The organism is Ruegeria sp. AWH4_226 (genome assembly GCF_056159225.1).
The window spans coordinates 2,637,576-2,663,526 of record NZ_JBSWUU010000001.1 but is presented as its reverse complement, the minus strand read 5'-3'; the positions used below and the strand labels follow the sequence as shown (position 1 = coordinate 2,663,526).

Sequence of the window (25,951 nt, the reverse complement as noted above, 5' to 3'; positions counted from 1 at the left end):
GTCTGGTCATGATGCGCGCTGGTGTATGAATCGTGCTGCAAGTTCAGTATGTGATGACCATCGAAATTGGTCGACCACCTGCACCCATTCAAGGGTGTAGCCCGCGTAAACCAGCATTTTTGCGTCCCGCGCGAAGGTCACGGGGTTGCATGAGACGTAGGCGATCACGGGCCGCTGCGCCTGTGCAAGCTCCGCGACCTGCGCTTCGGCACCCGCGCGGGGCGGGTCGATGACCACAGCGTCAAAGGACGTCAACTCATCGGGCATCAGCGGGCGGCGAAAAAGATCGCGTGCTTCAACCGTGACGCGCTTCAATCCCTGAGTGCGACGCCAACCCTGATCCAAGGCATCTGTCATCTCAGCTTCGCCTTCAACGGCATGCACCTCGGCTGTCTCGGCTAGGGGCAAAGCAAACGTGCCGCTTCCTGCGAACAGATCAACCACGCGCCGAGCGCCCTTCGTTGCCTGCAAAATAGCCTGTAACAGAGCCTGTTCGCCCTCTTTTGTGGCTTGCAGAAACGCACCGGGTGGCGGGACAACCCCGGCCAAGCCAAATCGCTGTACCGGGGGTTGGCGCATCGCAATCACCTCACCATCCCAGCTAAGCCGGGCCAGCCCGTGTTTCTCGGTCGCTTGGGCCAAAGCCAATTCCAACGGGCCATCCAAAGGTTTGCCACCTTTGACAGCGACATCCAGCCCGCCTTCGGACAAAGTCAGTGTCACGGCCAACAGACCCTTGCGGCTGCCCCCCAGAACAGCCAGTGCTTCGGCTACTGGAATGGCGGCGATCAAGGCCGGGTCCAGTAGGTGACAATCGGTAATTTCGGTGATCGTGCCCGAAGCGCGGCCGTGGAACCCGGCAAGCGTACCCTTTTTGGTCCGCCTGACAGCGATCGTTGCGCGGCGCCGGGAGTTTGGAGGAGAAGTGTGGATCGGGCGCATCTCTGCCTGTAACCCTTGCGCGGCCAGCGCATTTCGCACCACCTCGACCTTCCAGTTGGCAACAAACGCGTCCGAAGCATGCTGCAACTGGCACCCCCCGCAGGCTTTGTAATGGCGACACGGTGCCTTTATCCGTTGATCCGATGGTGTCTCAACCCGGATATCGGTCAGGTTTTGCCCTACTAACGTACCGCTGACTACCTCACCCGGTAGGGTGCGTGGCGCGTAAACGGGACCTTCGGCAATGCCGTCGCCCTGATGGCCCAGTCGGGTTATCGTGAACTGCTGCGTCATATGATGCCTGATAGCGGGGCTTAACCCCCAGCGAAACCCCGTTGCGCGCCTGGCACGCTATTCGGCGGCTTCGGCCTGGATAAAACCACCCGATTGGCGATGCCAGAACCGGGCATAAAGTCCGCCTTTGTCCAGCAACGCGTCGTGGGTTCCTGTCTCTACGATCCGGCCCTGATCCAGAACAATGATCCGATCCATCTCGCTTAGCGTCGACAAGCGATGGGCAATCGCCAGAACGGTCTTGCCTTGCATGACACGATGCAACGCTGTCTGAATCGAGGCTTCAACCTCTGAATCCAGTGCCGATGTCGCCTCATCCAGCACCAATATCGGCGAATCCTTCAGAATTGCGCGGGCCAACGCAATTCGCTGCCGCTGACCACCGCTGAGTTTTACGCCGCGTTCTCCCAAATGCGCGTCATAGCCCTTGCGGTCCCGGGCATCCTGAAGACTTAGGATAAAGTCGTGCGCTTCCGCCTTTTTTGCAGCGGCTATCATCTCTTCCTCGGATGCGTCGGGGCGGCCATACAAGATGTTCTCGCGCGCAGAGCGGTTAAACATCGCCGTTTCCTGCGTAACCATGCCGATATGACGGCGCAAACTGTCCTGCGTCACTTGCGAGATATCCTGCCCGTCAATACGAATGCTGCCTTCCTCACCGTCATAAAGCCTGAGAAGCAGCGAAACCAAGGTGGACTTACCGGCCCCTGATGCGCCGACGATCCCCAGCTTTTCGCCCGGATGTACGGTCATGGTGACATCCGACACGCCGCCTATGTCGCGACCGTATGAAAAGCTGACATTATCGAAATCAATCTGCCCTTTCTTCACGGACAGATCAGGTGCATCGTCCACATCTTCGACCCGGTCGGGTTTCGAGAGCGTCTTCATGCCGTTTTCGATCTCGCCAACATTGGCGTACAACCCCATCAACGTGAAACTGACCCATCCGGTCATCTGCGCGATCCGAATTGAAATCGCACCCGCAGCGACGATATCCCCCGCGGTTGCGCCGCCGCTCTGCCACAACAGCAGCGTCGCGCCCAGCAGCAACACAGGCAAAACCCCGGCCAGTACCATCAGGATAAAACGGAAACTCGCCGACAGGGCGCCAAAAGCCAGCATTTTTTCACGCAGATCGATCATCGAGTTGCGGGCGGCCTGATCTTCGAAATCGGAATGCGCAAACAGTTTGACGGTTTTGATATTGGTAATCGTATCAACCACCTGCCCTGACACCATTGCTCGCGCTCCGGCCCGAGCGGCCGAGCGCACGCGAATACGTGGCAGGTACCAGCGGATCAACAGAAAATAGACTGCCATCCAGGCCACGAAAGGCAGCATTACCAGCGGGTGTATAGACCCTAACAGAAGCAATGAGCCCGCAAGCGAGGCCAAGGCGAAGACAATCGCGCTGATCGTTTCGGACACGACCGAAGCCAGCGCATTCGATGTTTGCATCTGCTTCTGTGCAATCCGCCCGGCGAAATCGTCATCGAAGTAGGTCACCGACTGACCCAGCGTCCAACGGTTTAGTTTGGCCAGAACCAGCGGCGGGATGTTCGGCATGACGATGTAATTGTTCGTCACCGAAGACAGCCCGAAAAATGCGGGACGCAACAGCATAAAAAATGCCACTACGCCAAGGATCATCCACAGGTTCTGCGCACTCAGAAAGTTTTCAGGTCCGCTTTCCGTCGCAAGATCAATCACCAGTCCCAACATCCAGGCGGTCCCGGCCTCCATCGCCCCCGCCAAGGCCGAGAAACCGGCAGCAACAAAGATCATTGGCCAAGCGCCGGAAAGGCACCAGCGTATAAACGCCCCCAGTGTTTGCGGCGGGGGCGTTTCAATGGTCCTGAACGGGTTGATCAGGTCGGCAACCTTCATTCCGCGGCCTCCGGGTTTAAGAAGCCACCGGACTGCCGCGCCCAGAACTGCGCATAAAGCCCGCCTTGGGACAGCAGCTCGGAATGCCCGCCCTGTTCAACGATCCGACCGCCATCCATGACAAGAATCCGGTCCATTTGAGCAATGGTGCTGAGCCGGTGTGCAATGGCGATCACGGTTTTACCTTGCATCATTCCGTAAAGAGTTTCCTGAATCGACGCTTCAACCTCGGAATCTAGGGCGGATGTCGCCTCGTCCAACAACAAGATCGGCGCGTCCTTCAGGATGACCCGCGCCAACGTTACCCGTTGCCGTTGACCACCGCTGAGTTTCACACCGCGCTCACCCACATGCGCGTCATAGCCGGAACGCCCCTGCGGGTCCTGCAGATCAAGGATAAAATCATGCGCCTCGGCCTGTTTGGCAGCGGCAACCATCTGTTCCTCGGTGGCGTCTGGGCGACCATACAAGATGTTGTCACGCACCGACCGGTGCAGCAACGCGCTGTCCTGTTGAACCATGCCGATATGGCTGCGCAGACTGTCTTGCGTCACCTGCGCGATATTTTGATCATCAATCAGGATCGCGCCCTGTTCCACGTCATAAAACCGCAGAAGCAGTTTAACGAGGGTCGATTTCCCCGCGCCAGAGCGCCCGATCAACCCGATCTTTTCGCCGGGATGAATGGTCAGGTTGATATGATCCAGCCCGCCGGCTTTGCGGCCGTAGTGGTGCGACAGGTCGCGAATATCGATCTGACCTTTAGTCAGTTTCAACGGTTTCGCATTCGGGTCGTCCAGAAGGTCAATGGGCTGTGCAATCGTCTCCATCCCTTCGGCCACGACACCAAGCTGACGGAAGAAACTGGTAAGCGCCCACATGATCCAGCCCGTCATAGCGTTCAGTCGCAAGGTAAGGGCGGTTGCCGCGGCAACAACGCCTACAGACGCGCTGCCCTGCATCCACAAAGCAATCGCCCAACCAACAACGCCTACGATCAGTAAACCGTTCAACGTAACCAGAACCGAGTCCATGATGGTGAAGATCCGCATCTCGATCTGGAAGGTTCGGCGGGTTTCTTCGATGGCTTCGCGGGCATAGTCCAGCTCTTGCGCATCATGGGCGAACATCTTGACCGAATGGATATTGGTATAGCTGTCCACCACCCGCCCCGTCACGGCCGAGCGTGCATCGGACGCGGCCTGAGAGGCCGGACCAACCCTGGCCACCGTCCAACGCACCAAGAGCGCATAGAGCGCAAACCAGATCAACAAAGGTAACAGCAGACGGGGATCAGCTGCCATCAGCAGGATCGCAGCACCAAGCAGGTAAGCCAAAGAAAAAGAAATGGCGTCAAAGACCTGAAACACGGCTTCACCCGCAGCGGGCGGGGTTTGCATGATCCGGTTGGCGATACGACCCGCGAAATCATTTTCGAACCAGCCGACCGATTGCCGCAACACGTGCTTATGCGCGCGCCACCGGATGAGCGTACCAAAATTTGGCAGGATCGTATTGTTCAGCAACAGAACGTCGATCACATGCAGCATCGGGCGCAAAAGCAACACGAAGATGGCCACCAGGATCAGTTCGGTACCGTGGGCTTGCCAGACCTCAGCAGGCGGACCGGACAACAGATCAACGACACGCCCCATGTAGTAGATCAGCCCGACTTCGACTGCCGCGACGAGGATTGAGATCAGCGCAGCCCAAACGAACACCCGCTTGAAGGGGCGGGAATAGTCCAACATGAACGGCCACAAGCGTGTGGGTGGTGTGTCGGTTTCCTTGTAGGCAACAAAAGGATCAACGAGGTTTTCGAAATAGCGAAACATGGAGAGTGCTCCGGTTGAGCAGAAATTAGGTCATGCGAAGAAAGATGGCGCCAGAACACCACCCCTACGGGTCAAGGTGTCCCGGCTTTAGCCGAACCAGATCCCGTAATACATTCGCACCCCTCCATTCCATTAATGGGCGCACGTAATCACAACAAAGTTGATTTGTCACCCCTTTTAGAATTTCATTTCAATTGGTCAAAAGGTCTTCGCGTGTCAACGTGAAACCCGAGGCGATCCAGCGGGCCTCAAGCTCGGCCAGCTTTTGGCCCAGCGCCGGGCCGGTGAAATCGGGGATCAGGTCAGCGGCCCTGATGGGAAATTCGGCAGCAGCCCCTAAGTTAAGGGCGTTTCGCAAGTCATCGGTCCAGGGTTCTTCCAGAAACGCGCACCGCAACAACGTTTCATGCAACCCGCCCTCAGCGCCATAGCGGAACCCAAGTTCGGCAACGCTCGCGCTGCCGGATGCCTCATGGCGCATGCGGGTCAACCGCTGCAACTGCGCCTTGCTGAGGCGTAGGGTCTTGGCGATTTCGGGCGCAACAAGGGCGGCCAAACGGCGGATCGGTTCTGGTTCAGCACCGGCCTGCTGTTCCAGCGCGATCAAAGGTGCAAGGGCCTTGTCGTTCGCCCCGGGTAACAAGTGAGTTAAAACGCCCGTCTGACGCATCACAGCGACTGAGGGCGCGGGGTCATCCGCCGCCAGCAGTTTCAACAATTCCGCCCCCACCCGTTCGCGGGACAGGCCAGCCAAGCCATCCAGATTGGCGGCGATTGCCGCCAAAGCGTCAGGATCAAACCCCGCTTCGGCGTCCCCATACCACGCATGGAACCGGAAATAGCGCAGGGAGCGCAAGTAATCTTCTCGAATTCGGTTTTCGGCCGTTCCGATGAACCTCACACGCCGAGCTTGCAGGTCGGGCAACCCGTTCAAAGGGTCAAGGACGCTGCCATCGGGCTGCGCGTAGATCGCGTTCATGGTGAAATCACGCCGCGCGGCGTCCTCCTCCACCCTGTCCGAGAAGGCCACGACAGCTCTGCGGCCATCCGTTTCGACATCGCGGCGAAAGGTCGTGATCTCATGCGGGTTACCGCCGCTGACCACGGTAATAGTGCCGTGGTCGATACCGGTAGGAATAGCCTTTAGACCCGCAGCCCGCGCCAGTTCCATCACCTGTTCGGGCAACGCGTCTGTTGCAATATCGATATCCGAAACCGGTGCCCCCAGCAGCGCGTTCCGGACACATCCCCCGACGAACAGCGCTTGTGCGTTGGCGTCCGTCAGCGCCGCACATACCTTCTGTGTGGCGGGATCAGAAACCCAGGCCTCGGTAATCTGTGTCATTCATTCACCCGCGCGGCCAACCCGCGCAATATCCGAGCCGTCGCGCCCCAAATGTAATAGGGGCCGAAAGGCACGGTGAAATAATACCGTTTCTGTCCACGCCAACGGCGCGATTCAACGATATAATTCGCAGGGTCGAGCACATGTTCAAGCGGAACCGAAAATACCTCGTCCACTTCGCCCGGTTCGGGGATGGATTGGAACGGATCGCGCAAGACGGCCACAACCGGTGTGACACTGAACGAGGTGACCGTTTCATGGGACGGAAGGTGGCCCAATATTTCGGGCAGCTGTGCCGGCAGGCCGATTTCCTCGTGCGCTTCACGCAGAGCCGTCGCCGTGACATCCACGTCGCCCTCATCCTGCTTGCCGCCAGGAAAGGCGATCTGCCCCGGATGATGTTTCAAAGCGGATGAGCGTTTGGTCAGTATCAGCCGCGGCGTGCCCGCCGCCAGCGAGATTGGAACCAAAACGCCCGCGGGGCGCAGCTTGCGACCTTCTGGAAGGACAGTATCCGGGTTCAGATCAAAATCGCTCGACCCGGGGCCGGGGTGACTCAGGGCCACCCGCAGCCTTTCTGTGGGATCAGGTGTTGTCCGCATCAAAGCCGACCGTGGCTGGATCCAACACATAATGAGCACCGCAGAACTGGCAGTCAGCAGTCACTTTGCCATCGGAGGTCGTCATCTTCTCGATGTCCTTGGCAGAATAGATCGACAGGCTTTGCCGCACGCGGTCTTCTGAACATGTGCAACCGAATTGCACAGCCTGAGCATCATAGACCCGAGGCTGTTCCTCGTGAAACAGGCGGATCAACAGATCGGTCGGCGCCACTGACGGCCCGATCAGCTCAAGATCTTCGACCGTGTCCAACAGGATATTGACGCGGCTCCAGTTTTCACCCTCTTCGCCGTCAACCAGATCGGCGGCGGTCAGAATATCGCCAGAACCTTCCCCGGACGCCGCAAAGGGCGAGGCTTTGGGCATGTGCTGCAGCATAACCCCGCCTGCGCGCCAGTGCTCGTCCACGCCGGGCTCGGTTGATTTCCCGAAACTCAACGAGAACCGCGTTGGTAGCTGCTCGGACTGCGCAAAATACGCCTCAGCGCACGCGCTGATGGACTCACCAGCCAGTGGCGTAATGCCCTGATAGGGCTGCGTGCCTTTGCCCTGATCGATCATAATGGCGAAATACCCTTCACCAACCTGGTCAAACGCTGCGCCTTCGGTCAGCCGATCGCGGTCGAAACTCGCATAAGCGCGAATTCTCGCCGGTTCGCCCTCTTCCTTCGGAGCAAAGTAATCGGTTGCAATCATACGCACCGCACCCTTTGACTGAACCTGCAAAGACAGCTTCCAGCGCAACGAAACGGTTTGACCAATCAGCGCGGTCAACAAGGCCATCTCGGCCACCAGCGCTTCGACCCTTTCAGGATAGTCATGCTGCTTGAGAATACCGTCCAGAACACCGTCAAGACGCGCCACACGACCGCGCATATCGGATACATCGAGTTGAAAGGGCAAGACGGTATCGTCCCACGCGATTTTGGCTCCAAGAGACATGGGGTTTCCTTACACGCCACAGGTTGGCATACCGGGACCATATAGGTCGAAGAGATTGGGTTTTAAGGGGCCATACATGATCAGGCGGTTCGGTGAAACCCCGGAAACGGGGCGAACATACACACGCAGACCTGGTGTTTATGCCCTTTTACCGCAAGGAAAAGACCTTTTAGTGACATGGTATGACGATGGTCTGAACCCAGAGTTGCAGTTACCAGGCGGCGGTATTGATTCTGGCGAATCCCCTATCACGGCGCTGCACCGCGAGGTTTATGAGGAAACCGGCTGGCTCATTGCGGCCCCGCGTCGGATCGGTGCATTTCGGCGTTTCACATACATGCCCGAATATGACCTGTGGGCCGAGAAAATCTGTATGATCTACAGCGCCCGTCCTGTGCGCAGAATTGGACCACCCGGCGAAACTTGCCACGAAGCGCTTTGGATCGAAACCACCGCTGCAGTCCAGATGCTGGGAAACGACGGGGATCGCCACTTTGCCAGCAAACATCTGAACCGGCTTTAGAGTCAGTTGTATTCGAAGAACACGGCCGATACGTCGTCATCCATACCGCCCCCTGGCGCCATCTCCTGCGTCAAACGCCAGAACATGTCATCCAGAAACTCGCTACCGCTTCGACCGGCGACACAGTCAAGCGCCATTTTTCTTAGCCCGTCTTCTTCAAGCAGACTGCCATCTGAAAGACTGCACTCGGTAAAACCGTCTGAGTAAAGCAGCAGCTTGTCGCCGGGTTGCAGATATGTCTCAACTTTTTGAAATGAAGCATCCGGAAGCAAGCCGATGGGCAGCCCGCCCTCACCCAAAAACTCTGTGCTGCCATCACGGCGCAATACAAGAGGGTGTGGATGCCCGGCCTGCACCATATGTACAAGACCATTGCGCAGATCGATTGTCGCATAGGCCATGGTGAAATACTCTTCGACGGCTGCGTCCGACATCAGAAGGGAGTTGAGCTTTTCGGCCACCTGATCCGGGGGAAGCAGGGCGTAAAACTTTTCGCTCTGCTTTTGCAGGGCAACGTTCCGCTCAAAATGATTGCTGGACAGGTACCCCCCTAGTCGTGCCGTCATCATCGCAGAGGTGATTCCGTGACCCGACACATCAATGCTGTAGAACCCTAGCCGGTTGGCACCGGGCGAAAACATCCCAACCAGATCACCGCCAATATGGCCGCAGGGCTTGAGCAACATGCTGATATTCGATTTGCCAAACGCGCCGGTCAATTCGGGGACCAGCGATTCTTGCATTTTGCGGGCTTGGATCAGGTCCTTGTCGATGGCGTCATGTGCCACGCGAAGGTTCTTCAGGGCGGATTCGATGATCCTGTTTTTCTCGGACAACTCGCGCTGCATATCCAGAATGCGCGCCCCGGCCGAGATACGCGCGCGCAATTCTTCGGCCCCAAGTGGTTTTATCAGAAAATCATCTGCGCCGGCATCCAGCCCGCGCGCGACTTCTTGCTTTTCACTTTTTGACGTCAAAAGAATGAAATAGCTGTACTGATCATTGCCCAGCGCGCGGAACGCCCGGCAGAAATCCAGCCCGCTCATCCCCGGCATAACCCAATCGCTGAGCACAAGATCCGGTGGATCATTGATGCAGATTTCAATGGCTGCGTCACCGCTGTCGGCTTCAAGCACCTCAAAGCCCCACTTATTCAACGAAGCCTTCAATATCCGCCGTTGCAGACGGCTGTCATCAACGACCAGCACCTTTTGGATCGCGCCAAATTTCAGCTTAACACTTGCCTCTGCCTGACTCCCTTCCGCCACCTGAACCCTCTGCATTGTTACCATTGCGGAACACCTCGAAACTAGCGCGCGCGGGATTAACAATCCGTGAACACACATTTTCAATTCGATTTACCAGAAATTTACCAAACGCGGGCTACCCAAGTCAGGTCGCAAACTGTGTGGAGGCACCACGATGATCGACTGGTCGAGGGTCAGGTTGCTGCGGGATGAGCTGGGCACCGGAGAATTTGACGAGGTGGTGCAAATCTTTCTGGATGAAGTGCAGGAAACCATCGAACGTCTGCAAAAGGACACCAAGCGTGCGGAGTTTGAGCAGAACATGCACTTTCTGAAAGGCAGCGCGCTCAGCCTTGGGTTCGATTGCTTTTCGAAACTCTGCCAGGATGGAGAGCGCATCGCCGCAGCAGGAAAAGCCAATGAGATTGATCTGCCTTCAATCCTGAAAATGTATCAGGATTCCCGCGCCAAATTCCTTTCAGAAAAAGACGTTAACTTGGCCTAGATCACAAACTGCGCGAGCGTCTCGTCTTCGGTAATGTCGGTATAGGTGAAGCCGGCATCATCCAGATGGGCAAACAGACGGGCGAAGTTTTCGGGTTTGCCCGTTTCTATGCCAATAAGGACCGAGCCAAAATTGCGCGCCGATTTTTTCAGATATTCAAATCGCGCGATATCGTCTTCTGGTCCCAGAATACCCAGAAACTCTTTAAGCGCGCCGGGGCGCTGGGGCAGGCGCAAAATAAAGTACTTCTTGACACCTGAGTAGCGCTGCGCCCGTTCCTTGACCTCTGGCAAACGTTCAAAATCAAAGTTACCACCCGAGGTGACGCAGACAACGGTCTTACCTCGGATAAAGCTTTGTACATCGGCAATCGCCTCGATCGCCAACGCTCCGGCCGGTTCAAGAACGATGCCTTCCACATTCAGCATCTCGATCATCGTGGTGCAGATGCGATCTTCGGACAGAACAAGCACGTCGGACAGGTGGCGATCCTTCAACAGCTCAAACGGCTTTGTCCCGATTGTGCCAACCGCTGCGCCATCGACGAAATTATCTACCCGGCCCAGCGCCACCGGATGCCCTGCCGCCATGGCCGCGTGCAGACAGGCGCCCCCTTTGGGTTCGACAAACAGGCAATGGGCTCGGTCCCCGAACCACGTCGCCACACCCGAGGACATACCGCCCCCGCCCACAGGCAGGATCACGTGATCAGGTACACCGTCCAGTTGCTCTTCAATCTCAACCGCGAGTGAGGCCTGACCTTCAATCACATCTTCATCGTCAAACGGTGACAGAAAATAGCCGCCTTGCTGCGCGCACCACGCTTGCGCAGCGGCCAAAGTGTCATCGAAATAGTCGCCGCTCAGATGAATCTCGATATTGTCACCGCCAAAGATGCGCGTCTTTTGGATTTTCTGCTGCGGCGTGGTCACCGGCATGAAGATCACTCCCTTCACACCCAGATGCTTGCACATATAGGCCACACCCTGCGCATGATTGCCCGCGCTGGCGCAGACGAACAGCTCCTGCCCCTGCTGTTTGCGCATAGCGTTGAACGCGCCCCGGATTTTGTAGGACCGCACCGGGCTGAGATCTTCGCGCTTCAGCCAGATATCGGCCCCATAGCGATCAGACAGATGGGCATTCCGCTGCAACGGGGTTGGCGGAAATACAGTGCGCATCGCCTGTTCGGCGGCGCGGGCGCGGGTCATGAAATCAGTCATGCGCCTGTCAGTGGCCTATCCTGACTAAAAGAGCAAGGAATACATGTGTGTACGTGGGTTAGGAGAGTTGGCGATTTTCGACGAAAAACCCTTGTAGCGTCATCGCAATACTTAAACCAACAGTTGCTCCCATCCATTGATTGATGGTGTTGAGTAAGTGGCCTAGTGCAGGTGAAAAAGCTCCCGCAAATCCGGCTGTAAACAAGAACTCTAATTCAAGTTTGCCAGAAATCACCCCTTCCGGCATCAGCCCATATTTCAACCAATTCTTGTTATCTATCCGCCCAATTCATTTTCTTTCTGCCTTGCGTCAACGCAGATAACTTGCCCCCCGTTGCAAAACCCGCTAGGGGCCAATCGTTCTACGCATAAAGGGAAGTCAGATGTCCGCGCCCAAGAAAGTTGTTCTGGCCTATTCCGGTGGCCTTGATACCTCGATCATCCTGAAATGGCTGCAGACCGAGTATGGCTGTGAGGTCGTAACCTTCACCGCCGATCTGGGTCAGGGCGAGGAACTGGAGCCCGCGCGCCAAAAGGCCGAGCTGCTGGGGATCAAGCCCGAGAACATCTATATTGAGGACATCCGCGAAGAGTTCGTCCGCGATTTCGTTTTCCCCATGTTCCGCGCCAACGCACAGTACGAAGGCTTGTATCTGCTGGGCACCTCAATCGCGCGGCCGCTGATCTCGAAACGTCTGGTAGAGATTGCGCAGGCAACCGGTGCGGATGCCGTGGCCCATGGCGCGACCGGCAAGGGCAACGATCAGGTGCGGTTTGAACTGGCGGCCTACGCTCTGAATCCCGAAATCAAGGTTATCGCCCCTTGGCGCGAGTGGGATCTGACCAGCCGGACACGTCTGATCGAATGGGCCGAGGCACATCAGATTCCGATTGCAAAGGACAAACGTGGCGAGGCTCCGTTCTCGGTCGACGCCAACCTGTTGCACACCTCATCCGAGGGCAAGGTTCTGGAAGACCCTGCCGATATGGCGCCCGACTACGTCTATCAGCGCACCGTCCACCCCGAAGACGCGCCGAACGAGCCCGAGTTTATCGAGATCGGCTTTGAGAAAGGCGATGCGGTCAGCATCAATGGCGAGGCGATGAGCCCGGCCACCATCCTGACCAAGCTAAATGAATATGGCGGCAAGCACGGTATTGGCCGTCTCGACCTGGTCGAGGGCCGGTTCGTGGGCATGAAATCCCGCGGGATCTATGAGACCCCCGGTGGCACCATCCTGCTGGAAGCACACCGTGGCATCGAGTCGATCACCATGGACCGCGGCGCAATGCACCTGAAAGATCAGTTGATGCCGCAATATGCCGAGTTGATTTACAACGGTTTCTGGTACAGCCCCGAGCGTGAGATGCTGCAAGCCGCGATTGACAAGTCACAAGAGCACGTCACCGGCACCGTCCGCGTGAAGCTGTACAAAGGTTTGGCCTCAACCGTTGGCCGCTGGTCGGATCACTCGCTGTATTCCGAAGCGCATGTCACCTTTGAGGAAGACGCCGGTGCCTATGACCAGAAGGATGCAGCCGGGTTTATTCAGCTCAACGCACTGCGCCTCAAACTGCTGGCGGCACGCGATAAGCGGCTGTCCAAGTGACCGAGGACGACGGCATCAACGACGAACTTGATTTGTTCATCGAAGCGCAGGACACGGTTTGGCCTGATGTCCTGCGCGAATTGGAATTGGGGCAGAAAACCAGCCATTGGATGTGGTTTGTGTTTCCGCAACTGGCCGAACTTGGCCAGTCGCATATGGCCCAACTCTACGGGATCGAGGATCTGGACGAGGCGACTGCCTATCTGAAACACCCAGAACTGCGTCGCCGCCTGACCCAGGTGTGCCAATTGCTTTTAGTTCACAATGGCAGTGACCCAGAAAGCATATTGGGCAAAATTGATGCCAAGAAGCTTCGATCGTCGATGACGCTGTTCGCAGCCGTTCCAGATGCACCTGTTGAGTGTCGGGATGTCCTTGAAAGTTTTTACGGCGGCAGCGTCTGTAAACGAACCCAAGAGATTCTGAACCAGGGTTAACTCTTCAAGTTCCAGTTCGGTCATCCTTGCCCGAAACACCGTTTAGTCTTTACGCAGTCTTTGACTGTGCAAGGACATTCTATGCTGCAAGACATCGCCGACGGGATTCAAAATGGTTTGAATGGCAAAAGCTTTGAAGGCTCATTGAAGTTTGATTGCGGTGATGATGGCGTGATTGTTCTGGCCGACAACATCGCCTCAACCAATGATCGGGATACCGACTGCACCATCCGCATCTCACGTGAGAACCTGACCAAATTGCTGACCAGTAAGCTGAACCCAATGACCGGTGTGGCTTTGGGCAAGCTTAAGATTTCGGGCAATATGGGTGTGGCTATGAAGCTGGGGCAATTGCTTGGGTAGTTGGCGGTCATTGATAAACTCGCCTCACCAGCGCGTGACTAGTGATGTCAGCGGATTGCGCCGGTAGCATTGTCAGGGCAGCCTAGGCATGAAGGGAGATCTGCCATGACTCGGACTGCCAATCTCGGATTTTTGAAACCAGTGTTTTTGTCGGCACTGATTGTGCTGGCCCTTTTGCTGCGCGCCGCGCCGGCGGCGGCTGCAGAAACAGACACCCTGACGGTCGCCGGCGGATGTTTCTGGTGTGTCGAAGCCGATTTCGAATCCGTCTCGGGCGTAATCGGCGTGGTGTCGGGGTATACTGGCGGCACCACGGCAAATCCCACCTATGATCAGGTCACCCGAGGCGGCACCGGTCATTACGAAGCCGTTCAGATCACCTTTGATCCCGCCAGTGTCTCTCGTGAAACCCTTCTGAACATGTTTTTCCGCTCGATTGATCCAACGGATGCCGGAGGTCAGTTCTGTGATCGCGGCGACAGCTATCGTACGGCGATCTTCGTCTCTGACTCAGGGGAAAAAGCCTTGGCCGAGCAAGCGAAAGCTGACGCGCAGACAGCATTGAGTCAGAGCATTGTTACCCCGATCCTATCGCAAGAGACATTCTACCCGGCTGAGGCCTATCATCAGGATTACTACAAGGGCACCAAGCTGGTACTGACCCGCTTCGGACCCAAGCGCCAGCACAGTGCGTACAAGGCTTATCGAAACGCGTGCGGTCGGGATGCAAGGGTCAAGCAGCTTTGGGGCAGCGAGGCCTTGTTCGCCGGGTCCTAGTCAAACTGCGCCTCGTGAACCTCTTTCAGGTCAGGAATAACATCCGCCGTACCGTGCCGCGTAACCATCAGGGCCGCGGCGCGATTTGCCTGTGAAATTGCCTGCGCCATCGGCATACCGCGATCCATTCCCGCCAGAACGTACCCGGTGAACGTATCCCCAGCACCCGTGGTGTCCACGGCCTCTACCTTCTGCGCCGGAAAGTCAGAAGGCGCACCGCGATGATAATAGCGCGCGCCCTTGGATCCCAAAGTGACAATCACATGCTCAATCTCAAGTTCGGTCAAGGATTGCCCCGACGCCTTTTGCAATTGCTCAGCCTCAATCTCATTCAGGATCAGGAAATCAAGGTAGGGAAGAACAGCCTCAACAGCATCGGCCTGAAATGGCGCAGCTGCATAACAAACGGTTAGGCCCAGCTCGTGCCCCATCTGCGCGGCTTCGACCTGAAGGTTGGTTTCATTCTGCATCACCAGAAGATCGCCTTGCGATGCCGAAGACAGCGCCTGCCCCAGTTGATCGCGCGAAATGGCGTGGTTTGAACCGGGGAACAGAATAATGTTGTTTTCACCTTTCTTATCTACGGCAATGATGGCGTGACCGGTGGGTTCCTGGACCCCGGCAATATAGCGTGTATCAACGCCATACTCTGTCAGACGGTCCAAAGCCCAGCGCCCATCCGGCCCAACAGCACCGATATGCGCCACGCGGGCCCCGGCCCGTGCTGCCGCCACGGACATATTCGCGCCTTTTCCGCCAAGGAACCGATCCAGCCGATTGGCTGAAAGCGTCTCTCCCGGCGCGGGCAAATGCGGCACGTCATAGATCATGTCCGCATTGATCGAGCCAAGGTTCCAGATCGTCATGGTTTCCCCGAGATATCGCAAGAGGCCAGAATGGCCATGTTCAGAATGTCATTCGCCGTCGATACGGTGGAACAGATCTGGATCGGCTTGTCGATGCCGGAAAGGATCGGGCCGATTACCGTTGCACCTGCCATTTCCTGTATCAGCTTGGTCGAAATCGAAGCCGAGTGCCGGGCCGGAACGATCAGGATATTTGCCGGGCCAGTCAGGCGTTGGAACGGATAAGCCGCCTGCTGATCCACGTTCAGGGCTACATCCACAGTCATTTCGCCTTCGTACTCGAAATCAACCTTACGCTGGTCCAGTACCGCGGGGGCTCGGTGCATCTTTTCGGCCCGCTCTGAAACCGGATAGCCGAAGGTTGAGAAGCTGACGAAAGCAACGCGCGGCTCAAGCCCCATGTGTCGGGCCACGGCAGCCGCGCGTTCGGCGATATTGGCCAGGTCATTCTCATCAGGCCATTCATGTACCAGCGTATCACCAATCAGAACGATCCGCCCCTTATGCAGCAGCGCGGTAACACCCGCTGCGCCGTGGGCCGCATCAGCATCGAAAACGTGGTTTATCCGATCCAGCACATGCGCCGATTTCCGCGTTGCCCCGGTCACAAGACCATCGCCATGACCGTGCGCTAACATCAGGGATGAAAATACATGCCGATCCCGCGCCGCCAGTCGGTGAATATCCTTTCGATCGAACCCTTTGCGCTGCAAACGGTCATAAAGGAAGTTCGAATAGGTTTCGAGATGCGTGGTATTGGCGGCATTCACCACCTCAAGCTCACGCACGGCGTCGCCCAAACCGGCCTCTTCGAGTTTGGTTTTCACATCATCCTGGCGTCCAACAACCAGCGCTTTGCCAAATCCAGACCGCTGATACGTCACCGCCGCGCGCAACACGCGCGGGTCGTCGCCCTCGGCGAAGATCATCCGGCTTTGCGCCTGCCGCGCACGGGCGTTCAGACCGCGTAGAATGCTGGCGGTCGGATCCATGCGAGATTTCAGGCTCAGCTCATAAGCGTCCATGTCGATGATCGGACGCCGCGCCGCGCCAGTATCCATACCAGCCTTGGCAACGGCAGGCGGGATACGGTGAATCAGGCGGGGATCGAACGGTGTTGGAATAATATAGTCGCGGCCAAAGGTCAGTGATTTGCCATAGGCCATCGCAACCTCATCCGGCACATCTTCGCGCGCGAGATTGGCCAGCGCGTGGGCACAGGCAATCTTCATCTCGTCATTGATGGCACGGGCATGGATATCCAACGCGCCGCGGAACAGATAGGGGAAACCCAGTACGTTATTGACCTGATTTGGATAATCGCTGCGGCCAGTGGCGACAATGGCGTCAACACGAACCTCATGCGCCTCTTCCGGCGTGATCTCTGGATGCGGGTTGGCCATGGCAAAGATCACCGGGTTATCCGCCATGGAAGCGACCATATCCTGTGTGACCGCCCCTTTGACTGACACGCCCAGGAACACATCGGCACCTTTCATGGCATCTTCCAACGTGCGCAGGTCAGTGGTGATCGCGTGGGCCGATTTCCACTGGTTCATTCCCTCGGTCCGACCCTGATAGATCACGCCCTTGGTGTCACAGACGATGCAATTCTCATGCCGCGCCCCCATCGCCTTGAGCAATTCGATACAGGCGATGCCCGCCGCACCTGCCCCGTTCAGAACGATCTTTACATCCTCGATCTTCTTGCCCGAAATATGCAGCGCATTCAGCAGGCCCGCCGCGCAGATAACCGCCGTGCCGTGCTGATCATCGTGGAAGACCGGGATATCCATCTCTTCCTTCAGGCGCTGTTCGATGATGAAACACTCGGGCGCTTTGATGTCCTCCAGGTTGATGCCGCCAAAAGTCGGCCCCATCAGTTTGACCGCGTTGACGAAAGCATCGGTATCTTCGGTGTCCAGTTCGATATCGATTGAGTTCACGTCGGCGAACCGCTTGAACAGAACAGACTTGCCCTCCATCACCGGTTTGGACCCGAGCGCGCCCAGATTTCCAAGGCCCAATACAGCAGTCCCGTTTGAAATCACTGCAACCAGGTTGCCCTTGTTGGTATAGTCATAGGCCGTTTCCGGATTTGCCGCGATTGCTTCGCACGGAACTGCCACACCGGGGCTGTAGGCCAGCGACAGATCGCGTTGGGTGGTCATGGGAACGGTGGCCTGTACCTCCCATTTTCCGGGGGTTGGTTCCAGGTGAAAGGCAAGCGCCTCTTCGTCGGTGATCTTGGTTTTGGGCATGGCGGACGTCGTTTCTTTTTTGTTGGGTGCGCCTGCCTCATACCTCAGCGGTTGCGCGTTCTCAACGAGATTGCGTTTTCGCCTTTCGTCACGCGGGGGGGATTTGTAAGGTCGCGCCCGGAACACGCCAGAAAGGGTCCGCCTTGTCCACAGTCACGCCGATGATGGCGCAATATCTCGAGATCAAAGAGGCACATGCCGATGCTTTGCTGTTGTACCGCATGGGTGATTTCTACGAGATGTTCTTTGATGATGCGATCAACGCGGCCGAGGCGCTTGATATCGCCCTGACCAAGCGTGGCAAGCACAATGGCGACGATATCCCGATGTGTGGCGTTCCTGTGCATTCGGCGGAGGGTTATCTGCTCACCTTAATCAGAAAAGGCTTTCGCGTCGCCGTATGCGAGCAAATGGAAAGCCCGGCTGAAGCGAAGAAAAGAGGCTCTAAATCAGTCGTAAAGCGCGATGTTGTCCGGCTTGTGACACCCGGAACGCTAACCGAAGACGCCCTGTTAGAGGCACGCCGCCACAATTTTCTTGCTGCCTATGCAGAGATACGGGATGAGGCCGCTTTGGCCTGGGCCGATATCTCAACCGGGGCATTTCATGTGATGCCGTTGACCTCAGCGCGGCTCAGCCCCGAGTTGGCGCGACTGGCACCGTCCGAGTTGATCGTAGCTGACGGGTCCGAGCAAACATTGCACGAAACGACCCGTGATCTGGGCATCTCACTCACCCCGGTCAGCCGGGCCAGTTTTGACAGCACCGCGGCGGAAAAACGCGTCTGCGGCTTGTTTCACGTAGGCGCATTGGATGCGTTCGGCAGGTTTGGGCGGGCCGAGGTTTCCGCCATGGGTGCGCTGATCGACTATCTGGAGATTACGCAAAAGGGCAAACTGCCCCTGCTGCAAACACCCATGAAGGACTCCGAGGACCGCGTGGTTCAAATAGATGCCGCCACCCGGCGCAATCTGGAACTGACCCGGTCGCTTTCTGGCGGTCGGGCCGGATCATTGTTGTCGGTGGTCGACCGGACGGTGACTCCGGGTGGTGCGCGATTGCTTGAGCAACGCCTGTCCAGCCCATCGCGAGCTTTGGATGTCATCCATGCACGATTGGATGCGGTGGCTTTCTCGGTTGAGGACAGCCTAACCGCCTCAGACCTGCGCGACGCGTTGCGCAAAACCCCCGATCTGGATCGCGCCCTATCCCGTTTGTCTCTGGAACGGGGTGGGCCACGCGATCTGGCCGCAATTCGGAATGGTTTGGCACAGGCTGCGGCAATTGCAGCGCTTTGTGACAATCAAGAGCTTCCCGTTTTGCTGGCAACCGCCGTCCAAAACCTGGTTGGCTTCGACGACCTTTTGGCCCTGCTGGACGCGGCACTGGTTGCGGAACCACCCCTGCTGGCCCGTGATGGCGGCTTCATAGCGCCGGGATTTGACAGTGAACTGGATGAGGCCCGCACCCTGCGCGACGAAGGGCGATCTGTTATTGCAGGATTTCAGAAGAAATACGCGGACCACACCGGTATCTCCTCGCTCAAGATCAAGCACAATAACGTTCTGGGGTATTTCATCGAAACTACGGCAACCCATGCCGAGAAAATGTTGAACCCACCACTGAGCGAGACCTTTATCCACCGTCAAACCACCGCCAACCAGGTGCGCTTCACAACCGTGGAGCTTTCGGAAATCGAAACCCGTATTCTGAACGCGGGAAATCTCGCGCTTGAGATCGAAAAACGGCTCTATAAAAGGCTGTCTGACGAGATATTGGCCATGGCCGCCCGACTCAACCAGGCTGCCCGCGGGTTGGCTGAGCTGGATTTGACTACCTCTCTGGCCGACCTTGCGCGGGGCGAAAACTGGTGCCGCCCGCGGGTCGATGCATCCTGTGCCTTCAATGTCGAAGGGGGCCGCCATCCGGTTGTTGAACACGCGCTGCGTCAGCAAGACGGCGACGCCTTCATTGCCAATGATTGCGACCTGAGCGCCACTGACGGGGCCGCCATCTGGCTGCTGACTGGCCCCAATATGGCTGGTAAATCAACCTTTCTGCGTCAGAATGCGCTGATCGCCCTGCTGGCGCAGATGGGCAGCTATGTTCCCGCAGAACAGGCCCATATCGGAATTGTCAGCCAATTGTTCAGCCGGGTCGGCGCATCCGATGATCTGGCCCGAGGGCGATCAACCTTTATGGTGGAAATGGTGGAAACCGCCGCCATCCTCAATCAGGCGGATGACCGCGCGCTGGTGATTTTGGACGAAATAGGGCGCGGTACGGCCACCTATGATGGGTTATCGATCGCCTGGGCCACCTTGGAACACCTGCACGCAGCCAATAAATGCCGCGCCCTGTTTGCGACGCACTACCATGAACTGACAGCTTTGGCCGGAAAGCTTGAGGGTGTAGAGAATGCCACCGTCGCGGTAAAAGAGTGGGACGGTGAGGTGATCTTCCTGCACGAAGTCCACAAGGGCGCAGCAGACCGGTCCTATGGTGTACAGGTTGCACAGCTTGCCGGGCTGCCTGCTTCGGTGGTCGCGCGCGCGCGTGTGGTTCTGAACCAGTTGGAAAAAACCGAACGCGAAGGCGGCAAGCAAAAGGCGCTGATCGACGACCTGCCACTGTTTTCCGCAGCACCTCCCCCTCCACCCCCGGTGCCCAAGGCATCACCCGTCACGGAGATGCTGAAGGATGTGCTGCCCGATGAACTCACCCCGCGTGAAGCGCTTGATCTGATATACAAACTAAAAGAGGCGGCCAGATCCTGACCGCCCCAGTTTGTGATTTGCGCTGAATGCTTAACTTGCAGGCGTCGAAGACACACCAACCTGCGCCGGACGCAGAAGGCGATCGTGCAGCATAAAGCCCTCGGCAGAGACCTGAATAATGTCTCCGGCCTTAGTGCCCGGCACCGGTGCCTCGAACATCGCCTCGTGGATATTGGGGTCGAACCGATCACCGACTTCAGGCGTGATCACCTCGATCCCGTGTTTCTGAAACACATCCTTTAACGCGCGCATCGTCAGCTCCACACCCTCAATCAGACCAGCAGCAACCTCTTTCTGCTCATCAGTTGCGGCTTCAAGCGCGCGTTTCATGTTGTCATAAACCGGCAGCATGTCACGGGCCAGCTTTGACCCGCCATACTGTTCCGCATCGCGGCGCGCCTTATCGCCACGTTTTCGTGCGTTTTCGGCATCCGCAAGCGCACGCATGAACTTGTCTTTGTAATCGTCCCGCTCAGCGCGCAGTTCATCCAGTTCAAGCGCTTCGTCGCTGAACTCGGCAATTTCATCGGCCAGCTCTTCCGCTTCGGCCGTTGCGATATTGTCCAGGAAGTCTTCGTCTTTGGGTTCTGCCATTTCTTACCCTCTAGCTCCGGTCGGATATCAGCTTGCCGACCAGTTGCGCCGTATAATCCACGATCGGCACGATCCGTCCATAATTCAGACGCGTGGGCCCGATCACCCCGACCGCACCGATTATCTTTCGATCAGCGTTCATATAAGGAGACACCACCAAAGAGGAACCCGAAAGTGAGAAAAGTTTGTTCTCGGACCCGATAAAAATGCGCACACCCTCACCTTCTTCGGTTAATTCCAGAAATTCGGCAATGTCTCGCTTGCGTTCCAGATCGTCAAACAGGGTACGGATTCGCTCCAGTTCCTCGGCCTCACCCTGTTCGCCCAGCAGATTCGCCCTGCCGCGCACAATCAAACGTGCTGAGTCGCCCCCATCCCCGTCCCAGACCGCCATGCCGCTTTCGACCATTTCACGGGCCAGGACGTCGATCTCTTGCTTGCGGGCGTCAATCTGAGTTTGCATCTGACGGCGCACTTCGCGCAATGTGCGTCCTTCGATCAGCGCATTCAGGAAATTTGCGGCTTCGCGCATTGAGCTGGGCGTTTGTCCCGGGGGCGGTGTGAACAGGCGGTTTTCAACGTGACCATCAGCAAAAACCAGAACCACCAAGGCGCGGTCATGGGCCAAAGAGACAAACTCGATATGCTTGATCTCGGATTCTTGCTTGGGGGTTAAAACCAAAGATGCGCCATGTGTGACATGCGACAAGGCCGACCCCACACGGTCGAGCATTCCGCCAACATCACCTTTGTTAGAGCCTAAAGTCGCATCCAATTTCTGCCGGTCATCAGCACCCAGATCGCCAACTTCCAACAAACCGTCCACAAACATCCGCAAACCCATCTGCGTCGGAATACGTCCGGCAGAGACATGCGGGCTGTCGAGCAGGCCAAGAAACTCAAGGTCTTGCATTACATTTCGCACGGTTGCGGCGCTGACTTTTTCAGACAGAGTGCGAGTCAAAGTGCGGCTGCCAACGGGTTCACCGCTGTCCAGATAGCTTTCGACGATCAGCCGGAACACTTCGCGTGACCGGTCATTCATCTCATCCAGAATTTTACTCGCTTCGCTCATCGGCGGTCCCCTGCTGGGCGGTCATTAAATCGCAGGTACACGAAAGGTCAATCGGGGTTGCATCCTAGCGCCGCAGGGCGTTATCCCCAACCCAGCAAATAAAGGATTTTCGATGCGACCCTCAGGACGAGATTTAAGCGAAATGCGCTCCGTTTCAATCGAAACGGGGTTCACCAAACATGCCGAAGGTTCCTGCCTGATCAAAATGGGCGACACACATGTGCTGTGCAACGCAACGATCGAAGATCGCGTGCCGCCCTTTATCAAGGGCTCGGGCCTTGGATGGGTTACCGCCGAATACGGTATGTTGCCCCGCGCAACCAACACCCGGATGCGGCGTGAGGCGGCAAGCGGCAAACAAGGTGGCCGTACGGTAGAAATCCAGCGCCTGATTGGCCGTGCGCTGCGGGCCGGCGTAGACCGGGTCGCGCTGGGGGAACGCCAGATTACCGTGGATTGCGATGTGATCCAGGCCGATGGCGGTACCCGTTGCGCCTCGATCACCGGTGGTTGGGTTGCGCTGCGTCTGGCAGTCAACAAGCTGATGAAGGCCGGTGACGTGATTTCCGATCCACTGGTCGATCCGGTCGCGGCTGTGTCCTGTGGTATCTATGCCGGTCAACCGGTGCTGGACCTCGACTACCCGGAAGACAGCGAAGCCGGCGTTGACGGTAACTTTATCATGACGGGTTCGGGCAAACTGATCGAAGTGCAGATGAGCGCGGAAGGCTCGGTCTTTAGCCGTGCCCAGATGGATCAGCTGATGGATCTGGCTTCTAAAGGCGTTGGCGAATTGGCCGCTGCACAAAAGGCCGCCACCGCATGACACGCAAGTTCGACGGTGACAGGCTGCTGGTTGCCACGCACAACAAAGGCAAGCTGGAAGAGATGGCGCATCTCCTCGAACCCTTTGGCGTGACAGTTGTAGGTGCGGGCGAAATGAACCTGCCTGAACCGGAAGAGACCGAAGATACGTTCATCGGCAACGCCCGGATCAAAGCCCACGCTGCTGCTAAGGCAACGGGCCTGCCTGCCCTGTCGGATGACTCCGGTATCACGATCGACGCGTTGGACGGTGCACCCGGAGTTTACACCGCCGACTGGGCAGAAACGGACGATGGTCGCGATTTCATGATCGCCATGGCCCGTGCCCACAACGAACTTGAGGATAAAAACGCCGCCCACCCGCGTACGGCACAGTTTCGCTGCACGCTGGTTCTTGCCTGGCCCGATGGCCATGATGAGGTGTTTGAGGGCGTTGCGCCCGGACATCTAGTTTGGCCAATCCGTGGCAAGGATGGGTTCGGCTACGACCCGATGTTTGTGCCCGACGGTCACGACATTACCTACGCCGAGATGGACCGCTGGGAAAAGAACAAGATCAGCCATCGCGGTCGCGCGGTGGAGATGTTCGTGAAAGGCTGCTTTGGCGGATGATTGGCGCAACGGGGGCTTTGGCCTGTATGTACATTGGCCCTTTTGCGAGGCCAAATGTCCCTATTGCGACTTCAACAGTCATGTTTCTAAAAATATAAAGCAAAAACAATGGCTTAAATCCTATCTGAGGGAGCTGGAGCGCTCTGCTGCCGAAACCTCCAGCCGAGTGTTGAATACGATATTCTTTGGCGGCGGCACGCCATCTTTGATGGATCCTGACACCGTTGGTGCGGTGATTGATCAGGCCCGCGCCTTGTGGCATCCCGCCAACGACATGGAAATAACGCTGGAGGCCAACCCAAGCTCAGTCGAGGCTGAACGTTTCGCGGCCTATCACGACGCTGGCGTGAACCGTATCTCGATGGGCGTACAGGCGTTGAACGATGACGACCTGCGCCGTCTTGGGCGCATACATACAGTCGCCGAGGCGCGCGCTGCATTCGACATCGCGCGCGCTTGTTTCGATCGGGTCAGTTTTGACCTTATCTATGCACGCCAACACCAAACTCCGGATATGTGGCGCGCTGAGCTGAACGAAGCTCTGTCAATGGCCGTTGATCACCTGTCGCTCTACCAGCTGACGATTGAGGACGGTACTGCCTTTGGTGATCGCTATGCGGTTGGAAAACTTCGCGGCCTGCCCGAGGATGACAGCGCCGCCGACATGTATCTGGTCACTCAAGACGTCTGCGAGGCACATGGCCTCCCTGCCTATGAGGTTTCTAACCACGCGCGGCTCGGTGCCGAGTCACAACATAATCTGATCTACTGGAACTATGGTGATTATGTCGGCATTGGTCCCGGAGCGCATGGGCGGATCACGGTAAACGGCGAAAAGCTTGCCACCGAAACCCATTTGTCGCCTAACGCGTGGCTGACTGCCGTTGAGAACGGCAGCGGAGAGAAACTACGATCGACACTTTCACGGCAAGATCAGGCAAGCGAATACCTTATGATGTGTCTAAGAACCACAAAAGGTCTATATATGGATCGATTCAGTGAGTTGGCCGGGTATTCTTTACCGCAGAACAAGCTGTCCGACTTGATTGAACTTGGAATGATTGAGCAGACGGATCGTCGACTGGTTGCAACCAGAAACGGTCGCGCTGTTCTTAATGCGGTGATCCGGGAATTGTTGGGATAGGTGATGCAATACCTTTGGGCCGCTTTAGGGTTGATCTGCGTTGGGCTTGCGGTGGTCGGTATCGCCGTTCCATTGTTACCAACTGTTCCTTTTCTACTTTTGGCAGCGTTTTTCTTTGCACGCTCGTCTTCGCGTTTGCACAATTGGTTAATGACACATCGAACCTTCGGCCCACTGATCTTGGACTGGCAGACTGCTGGCGCCATACGACCGAACGCAAAAAGGGCGGCCACTTTCTCCGTCGCCGCCGTTTTCGGACTGTCGGTTCTGCTATCCTTACCGGTCTTTGTTCTGGCTATTCAGGCCGTCGTGTTGGGTGCTGTATTGGTCTTTATCTGGACGCGCCCTAGCGGCTGAGTTTGGCGCAGAGATCATCCAACTGATCCAGGTTTTCATATGTTAGAACCACCTGCCCGGTTTCTGATCCTGCCTTGTGATTAATCGTTACTTTCATCGCAAGAATGGCTGAAAGATCTTTTTCCAGTGCGCGCGTATCCGCATCCTTACCCGCATCCAAGTTTCTGGACCTCGGCGCAGTTTTTGCCGGACCTGCTTGCTGCTTCTTTACCAGCGCTTCGGTTGCACGCACCGACAGCTCGTCCCGTACGACAATTTTTGCCAATTCTGATGGGTTTTCCGCAGTAATCAGTGCCCGCGCGTGTCCCGCAGACAGTTTCCCTTGGATTACTAAGGTCTGCACATCCTGCGGCAGTGACAGCAGGCGCAGAAGATTGGCAATGTGACTGCGGCTTTTTCCCAGTGCTTCGGCCAGCTTTTCCTGCGTATGACCAAAGCGATCCATAAGCTGTTTATAGCCAGCCGCCTCTTCAACGGCATTCAGGTCAGCGCGCTGGATATTCTCGATAATGGCGACTTCCAATACTTCGGTATCATCGAAGTCACGCACGATAACCGGAATATCATGCAGTTGGGCCATCTGGGCCGCACGCCAACGCCTTTCGCCAGCGACAATTTCATAGTCGCCCGCCCTGACCTCACGCACGATCAGAGGCTGAATGATGCCCTTTTCCTTGATCGAAGCCGCAAGCTCATCCAATCGTTCCGCTGAAAATGTTCTGCGTGGCTGGTTGGGATTTGCGTGCAGTTTTTCTATGGGAACATTCATGTCCGGTCGGCGTGGTTCACTTGGGGCCAACCCTGCGGTTTCCTGCGTGACATCTGCCATCAAAGCTGACAGGCCCCGACCCAAACCTCTGGGTTTTGTTTTTTTTGTAGCCACTAA

The 25,951-nt window shown here is 56.9% G+C and carries 25 protein-coding genes; 11 read left to right on the top strand and 14 right to left on the bottom strand.

Features of this window, described 5'->3' with window-relative positions; all coding sequences use genetic code 11:
• Window positions 1–6: 6 nt before the first annotated feature.
• The 6 genes from ACXAET_RS13190 to hslO form a co-directional block, all read right to left on the bottom strand.
• Window positions 7–1,236: a class I SAM-dependent RNA methyltransferase gene (locus tag ACXAET_RS13190; protein ID WP_475185729.1), complete on the bottom strand. Its 1,230-nt coding sequence runs from the start codon at window positions 1,234–1,236 to the stop codon at window positions 7–9.
• A gap of 57 nt (window positions 1,237–1,293) precedes the next feature.
• The gene (locus ACXAET_RS13185) at window positions 1,294–3,126 is read right to left on the bottom strand and encodes an ABC transporter ATP-binding protein (RefSeq protein ID WP_475185726.1); all 1,833 of its coding nucleotides are present in this window, start codon (window positions 3,124–3,126) and stop codon (window positions 1,294–1,296) included.
• A complete protein-coding gene (locus ACXAET_RS13180; protein WP_475185722.1) occupies window positions 3,123–4,961 on the bottom strand; it encodes an ABC transporter ATP-binding protein in 1,839 nt (612 codons plus the stop codon). Before ACXAET_RS13180 ends, ACXAET_RS13185 begins: the two co-directional genes overlap by 4 nt.
• Window positions 4,962–5,151: 190 nt before the next feature.
• Window positions 5,152–6,306, bottom strand: coding sequence for a CCA tRNA nucleotidyltransferase (locus ACXAET_RS13175; RefSeq protein ID WP_475185717.1), 1,155 nt, complete (start codon window positions 6,304–6,306; stop codon window positions 5,152–5,154).
• Window positions 6,303–6,908 (bottom strand): CoA pyrophosphatase, encoded by a 606-nt coding sequence (locus ACXAET_RS13170; protein ID WP_475185715.1) that lies wholly within the window; start codon window positions 6,906–6,908, stop codon window positions 6,303–6,305. Before ACXAET_RS13170 ends, ACXAET_RS13175 begins: the two co-directional genes overlap by 4 nt.
• A complete protein-coding gene (hslO, locus tag ACXAET_RS13165; RefSeq protein ID WP_475185712.1) occupies window positions 6,892–7,869 on the bottom strand; it encodes an Hsp33 family molecular chaperone HslO in 978 nt (325 codons plus the stop codon). The genes ACXAET_RS13170 and hslO overlap by 17 nt, the downstream gene beginning before the upstream one ends.
• 76 nt (window positions 7,870–7,945) lie before the next feature.
• On the opposite strand from hslO, the gene ACXAET_RS13160 reads away from it, so the two are divergent.
• Window positions 7,946–8,392, top strand: a complete 447-nt coding sequence (locus ACXAET_RS13160) for an NUDIX domain-containing protein (RefSeq protein ID WP_475185708.1) — start codon at window positions 7,946–7,948, stop codon at window positions 8,390–8,392.
• Window positions 8,393–8,394: 2 nt separating this feature from the next.
• Here the strand turns inward: ACXAET_RS13160 and ACXAET_RS13155 are convergent, their stop codons facing one another.
• Entirely contained in the window at window positions 8,395–9,675 is a 1,281-nt protein-coding gene (locus ACXAET_RS13155; RefSeq protein ID WP_475187218.1) for a PP2C family protein-serine/threonine phosphatase, read from the bottom strand.
• Window positions 9,676–9,814: 139 nt separating this feature from the next.
• Here ACXAET_RS13155 and ACXAET_RS13150 point away from each other — a divergent pair, with 139 nt between their 5' ends.
• The gene (locus ACXAET_RS13150; RefSeq protein ID WP_475185706.1) at window positions 9,815–10,144 is read left to right on the top strand and encodes an Hpt domain-containing protein; all 330 of its coding nucleotides are present in this window, start codon (window positions 9,815–9,817) and stop codon (window positions 10,142–10,144) included.
• On the opposite strand, the gene ilvA is transcribed toward ACXAET_RS13150, so the two are convergent.
• On the bottom strand, window positions 10,141–11,367 hold the full coding sequence (gene ilvA, locus ACXAET_RS13145) for a threonine ammonia-lyase IlvA (RefSeq protein ID WP_475185703.1): 1,227 nt from the start codon (window positions 11,365–11,367) through the stop codon (window positions 10,141–10,143). The genes ACXAET_RS13150 and ilvA overlap by 4 nt on opposite strands.
• Window positions 11,368–11,425: 58 nt before the next feature.
• Window positions 11,426–11,629 carry a hypothetical protein gene (locus ACXAET_RS13140; RefSeq protein ID WP_475185699.1) on the bottom strand — a complete coding sequence of 68 codons (204 nt, stop codon included), beginning with the start codon at window positions 11,627–11,629 and terminating at the stop codon, window positions 11,426–11,428.
• Between the two features lie 121 nt (window positions 11,630–11,750).
• Here ACXAET_RS13140 and ACXAET_RS13135 point away from each other — a divergent pair, with 121 nt between their 5' ends.
• The 4 genes from ACXAET_RS13135 to msrA all read left to right on the top strand — a co-directional run bounded on the left by ACXAET_RS13135 (window position 11,751) and on the right by msrA (window position 14,554).
• Window positions 11,751–12,977, top strand: a complete 1,227-nt coding sequence (locus ACXAET_RS13135; protein WP_475185697.1) for an argininosuccinate synthase — start codon at window positions 11,751–11,753, stop codon at window positions 12,975–12,977.
• On the top strand, window positions 12,974–13,414 hold the full coding sequence (locus tag ACXAET_RS13130) for a DUF1810 domain-containing protein (protein WP_475185692.1): 441 nt from the start codon (window positions 12,974–12,976) through the stop codon (window positions 13,412–13,414). Before ACXAET_RS13135 ends, ACXAET_RS13130 begins: the two co-directional genes overlap by 4 nt.
• Window positions 13,415–13,495: 81 nt before the next feature.
• The gene (locus tag ACXAET_RS13125) at window positions 13,496–13,777 is read left to right on the top strand and encodes an SCP2 sterol-binding domain-containing protein (protein ID WP_475185688.1); all 282 of its coding nucleotides are present in this window, start codon (window positions 13,496–13,498) and stop codon (window positions 13,775–13,777) included.
• Window positions 13,778–13,882: 105 nt separating this feature from the next.
• The gene (gene msrA, locus ACXAET_RS13120) at window positions 13,883–14,554 is read left to right on the top strand and encodes a peptide-methionine (S)-S-oxide reductase MsrA (protein WP_475185685.1); all 672 of its coding nucleotides are present in this window, start codon (window positions 13,883–13,885) and stop codon (window positions 14,552–14,554) included.
• Here the strand turns inward: msrA and ACXAET_RS13115 are convergent.
• Together ACXAET_RS13115 and ACXAET_RS13110 are read right to left on the bottom strand one after the other, a co-directional pair.
• Window positions 14,551–15,420 (bottom strand): ribokinase, encoded by an 870-nt coding sequence (locus tag ACXAET_RS13115; RefSeq protein WP_475185682.1) that lies wholly within the window; start codon window positions 15,418–15,420, stop codon window positions 14,551–14,553. The genes msrA and ACXAET_RS13115 overlap by 4 nt on opposite strands.
• The gene (locus ACXAET_RS13110; RefSeq protein ID WP_475185679.1) at window positions 15,417–17,681 is read right to left on the bottom strand and encodes an NADP-dependent malic enzyme; all 2,265 of its coding nucleotides are present in this window, start codon (window positions 17,679–17,681) and stop codon (window positions 15,417–15,419) included. The genes ACXAET_RS13115 and ACXAET_RS13110 overlap by 4 nt, the downstream gene beginning before the upstream one ends.
• Window positions 17,682–17,842: 161 nt before the next feature.
• Here ACXAET_RS13110 and mutS point away from each other — a divergent pair, with 161 nt between their 5' ends.
• Window positions 17,843–20,458, top strand: coding sequence for a DNA mismatch repair protein MutS (gene mutS / locus ACXAET_RS13105; protein ID WP_475187216.1), 2,616 nt, complete (start codon window positions 17,843–17,845; stop codon window positions 20,456–20,458).
• A 30-nt stretch (window positions 20,459–20,488) separates the two neighbouring features.
• Here the strand turns inward: mutS and ACXAET_RS13100 are convergent, their stop codons facing one another.
• Both ACXAET_RS13100 and hrcA read right to left on the bottom strand, forming a co-directional pair.
• Window positions 20,489–21,052, bottom strand: coding sequence for a nucleotide exchange factor GrpE (locus ACXAET_RS13100; protein WP_475185676.1), 564 nt, complete (start codon window positions 21,050–21,052; stop codon window positions 20,489–20,491).
• Between the two features lie 10 nt (window positions 21,053–21,062).
• Entirely contained in the window at window positions 21,063–22,127 is a 1,065-nt protein-coding gene (hrcA, locus tag ACXAET_RS13095) for a heat-inducible transcriptional repressor HrcA (protein ID WP_224891307.1), read from the bottom strand.
• 112 nt (window positions 22,128–22,239) lie between these two features.
• Between hrcA and rph the strand changes: the two genes are divergently transcribed.
• The 4 genes from rph to ACXAET_RS13075 are packed head-to-tail and all read left to right on the top strand — an operon-like array spanning window position 22,240 to window position 25,065.
• The gene (gene rph / locus ACXAET_RS13090; protein ID WP_475185671.1) at window positions 22,240–22,953 is read left to right on the top strand and encodes a ribonuclease PH; all 714 of its coding nucleotides are present in this window, start codon (window positions 22,240–22,242) and stop codon (window positions 22,951–22,953) included.
• Window positions 22,950–23,564, top strand: a complete 615-nt coding sequence (gene rdgB, locus ACXAET_RS13085) for an RdgB/HAM1 family non-canonical purine NTP pyrophosphatase (protein ID WP_475185668.1) — start codon at window positions 22,950–22,952, stop codon at window positions 23,562–23,564. Before rph ends, rdgB begins: the two co-directional genes overlap by 4 nt.
• Window positions 23,554–24,708: a radical SAM family heme chaperone HemW gene (gene hemW, locus ACXAET_RS13080; protein WP_475185663.1), complete on the top strand. Its 1,155-nt coding sequence runs from the start codon at window positions 23,554–23,556 to the stop codon at window positions 24,706–24,708. Before rdgB ends, hemW begins: the two co-directional genes overlap by 11 nt.
• 3 nt (window positions 24,709–24,711) lie before the next feature.
• Complete coding sequence (locus ACXAET_RS13075; RefSeq protein ID WP_475185661.1) at window positions 24,712–25,065, top strand: YbaN family protein; 354 nt, start codon at window positions 24,712–24,714, stop codon at window positions 25,063–25,065.
• On the opposite strand, the gene ACXAET_RS13070 is transcribed toward ACXAET_RS13075, so the two are convergent.
• On the bottom strand, window positions 25,055–25,948 hold the full coding sequence (locus ACXAET_RS13070; RefSeq protein ID WP_475185658.1) for a ParB/RepB/Spo0J family partition protein: 894 nt from the start codon (window positions 25,946–25,948) through the stop codon (window positions 25,055–25,057). The genes ACXAET_RS13075 and ACXAET_RS13070 overlap by 11 nt on opposite strands.
• Between the last annotated feature and the right edge of the window lie 3 nt (window positions 25,949–25,951).

Bases quoted from the DNA above. Each gene is read 5' to 3' on its own strand.
- ACXAET_RS13190 (WP_475185729.1), bottom strand. From the start codon at position 1,236: ATGACGCAGCAGTTCACGATAACCCGACTGGGCCATCAGGGCGACGGC.
- ACXAET_RS13185 (WP_475185726.1), bottom strand. From the start codon at position 3,126: ATGAAGGTTGCCGACCTGATCAACCCGTTCAGGACCATTGAAACGCCC.
- ACXAET_RS13180 (WP_475185722.1), bottom strand. From the start codon at position 4,961: ATGTTTCGCTATTTCGAAAACCTCGTTGATCCTTTTGTTGCCTACAAG.
- ACXAET_RS13175 (WP_475185717.1), bottom strand. From the start codon at position 6,306: ATGACACAGATTACCGAGGCCTGGGTTTCTGATCCCGCCACACAGAAG.
- ACXAET_RS13170 (WP_475185715.1), bottom strand. From the start codon at position 6,908: ATGCGGACAACACCTGATCCCACAGAAAGGCTGCGGGTGGCCCTGAGT.
- hslO (WP_475185712.1), bottom strand. From the start codon at position 7,869: ATGTCTCTTGGAGCCAAAATCGCGTGGGACGATACCGTCTTGCCCTTT.
- ACXAET_RS13160 (WP_475185708.1), top strand. From the start codon at position 7,946: ATGATCAGGCGGTTCGGTGAAACCCCGGAAACGGGGCGAACATACACA.
- ACXAET_RS13155 (WP_475187218.1), bottom strand. From the start codon at position 9,675: ATGCAGAGGGTTCAGGTGGCGGAAGGGAGTCAGGCAGAGGCAAGTGTT.
- ACXAET_RS13150 (WP_475185706.1), top strand. From the start codon at position 9,815: ATGATCGACTGGTCGAGGGTCAGGTTGCTGCGGGATGAGCTGGGCACC.
- ilvA (WP_475185703.1), bottom strand. From the start codon at position 11,367: ATGACTGATTTCATGACCCGCGCCCGCGCCGCCGAACAGGCGATGCGC.
- ACXAET_RS13135 (WP_475185697.1), top strand. From the start codon at position 11,751: ATGTCCGCGCCCAAGAAAGTTGTTCTGGCCTATTCCGGTGGCCTTGAT.
- ACXAET_RS13125 (WP_475185688.1), top strand. From the start codon at position 13,496: ATGCTGCAAGACATCGCCGACGGGATTCAAAATGGTTTGAATGGCAAA.
- msrA (WP_475185685.1), top strand. From the start codon at position 13,883: ATGACTCGGACTGCCAATCTCGGATTTTTGAAACCAGTGTTTTTGTCG.
- ACXAET_RS13115 (WP_475185682.1), bottom strand. From the start codon at position 15,420: ATGACGATCTGGAACCTTGGCTCGATCAATGCGGACATGATCTATGAC.
- ACXAET_RS13110 (WP_475185679.1), bottom strand. From the start codon at position 17,681: ATGCCCAAAACCAAGATCACCGACGAAGAGGCGCTTGCCTTTCACCTG.
- mutS (WP_475187216.1), top strand. From the start codon at position 17,843: ATGATGGCGCAATATCTCGAGATCAAAGAGGCACATGCCGATGCTTTG.
- ACXAET_RS13100 (WP_475185676.1), bottom strand. From the start codon at position 21,052: ATGGCAGAACCCAAAGACGAAGACTTCCTGGACAATATCGCAACGGCC.
- hrcA (WP_224891307.1), bottom strand. From the start codon at position 22,127: ATGAGCGAAGCGAGTAAAATTCTGGATGAGATGAATGACCGGTCACGC.
- rph (WP_475185671.1), top strand. From the start codon at position 22,240: ATGCGACCCTCAGGACGAGATTTAAGCGAAATGCGCTCCGTTTCAATC.
- rdgB (WP_475185668.1), top strand. From the start codon at position 22,950: ATGACACGCAAGTTCGACGGTGACAGGCTGCTGGTTGCCACGCACAAC.
- ACXAET_RS13075 (WP_475185661.1), top strand. From the start codon at position 24,712: ATGCAATACCTTTGGGCCGCTTTAGGGTTGATCTGCGTTGGGCTTGCG.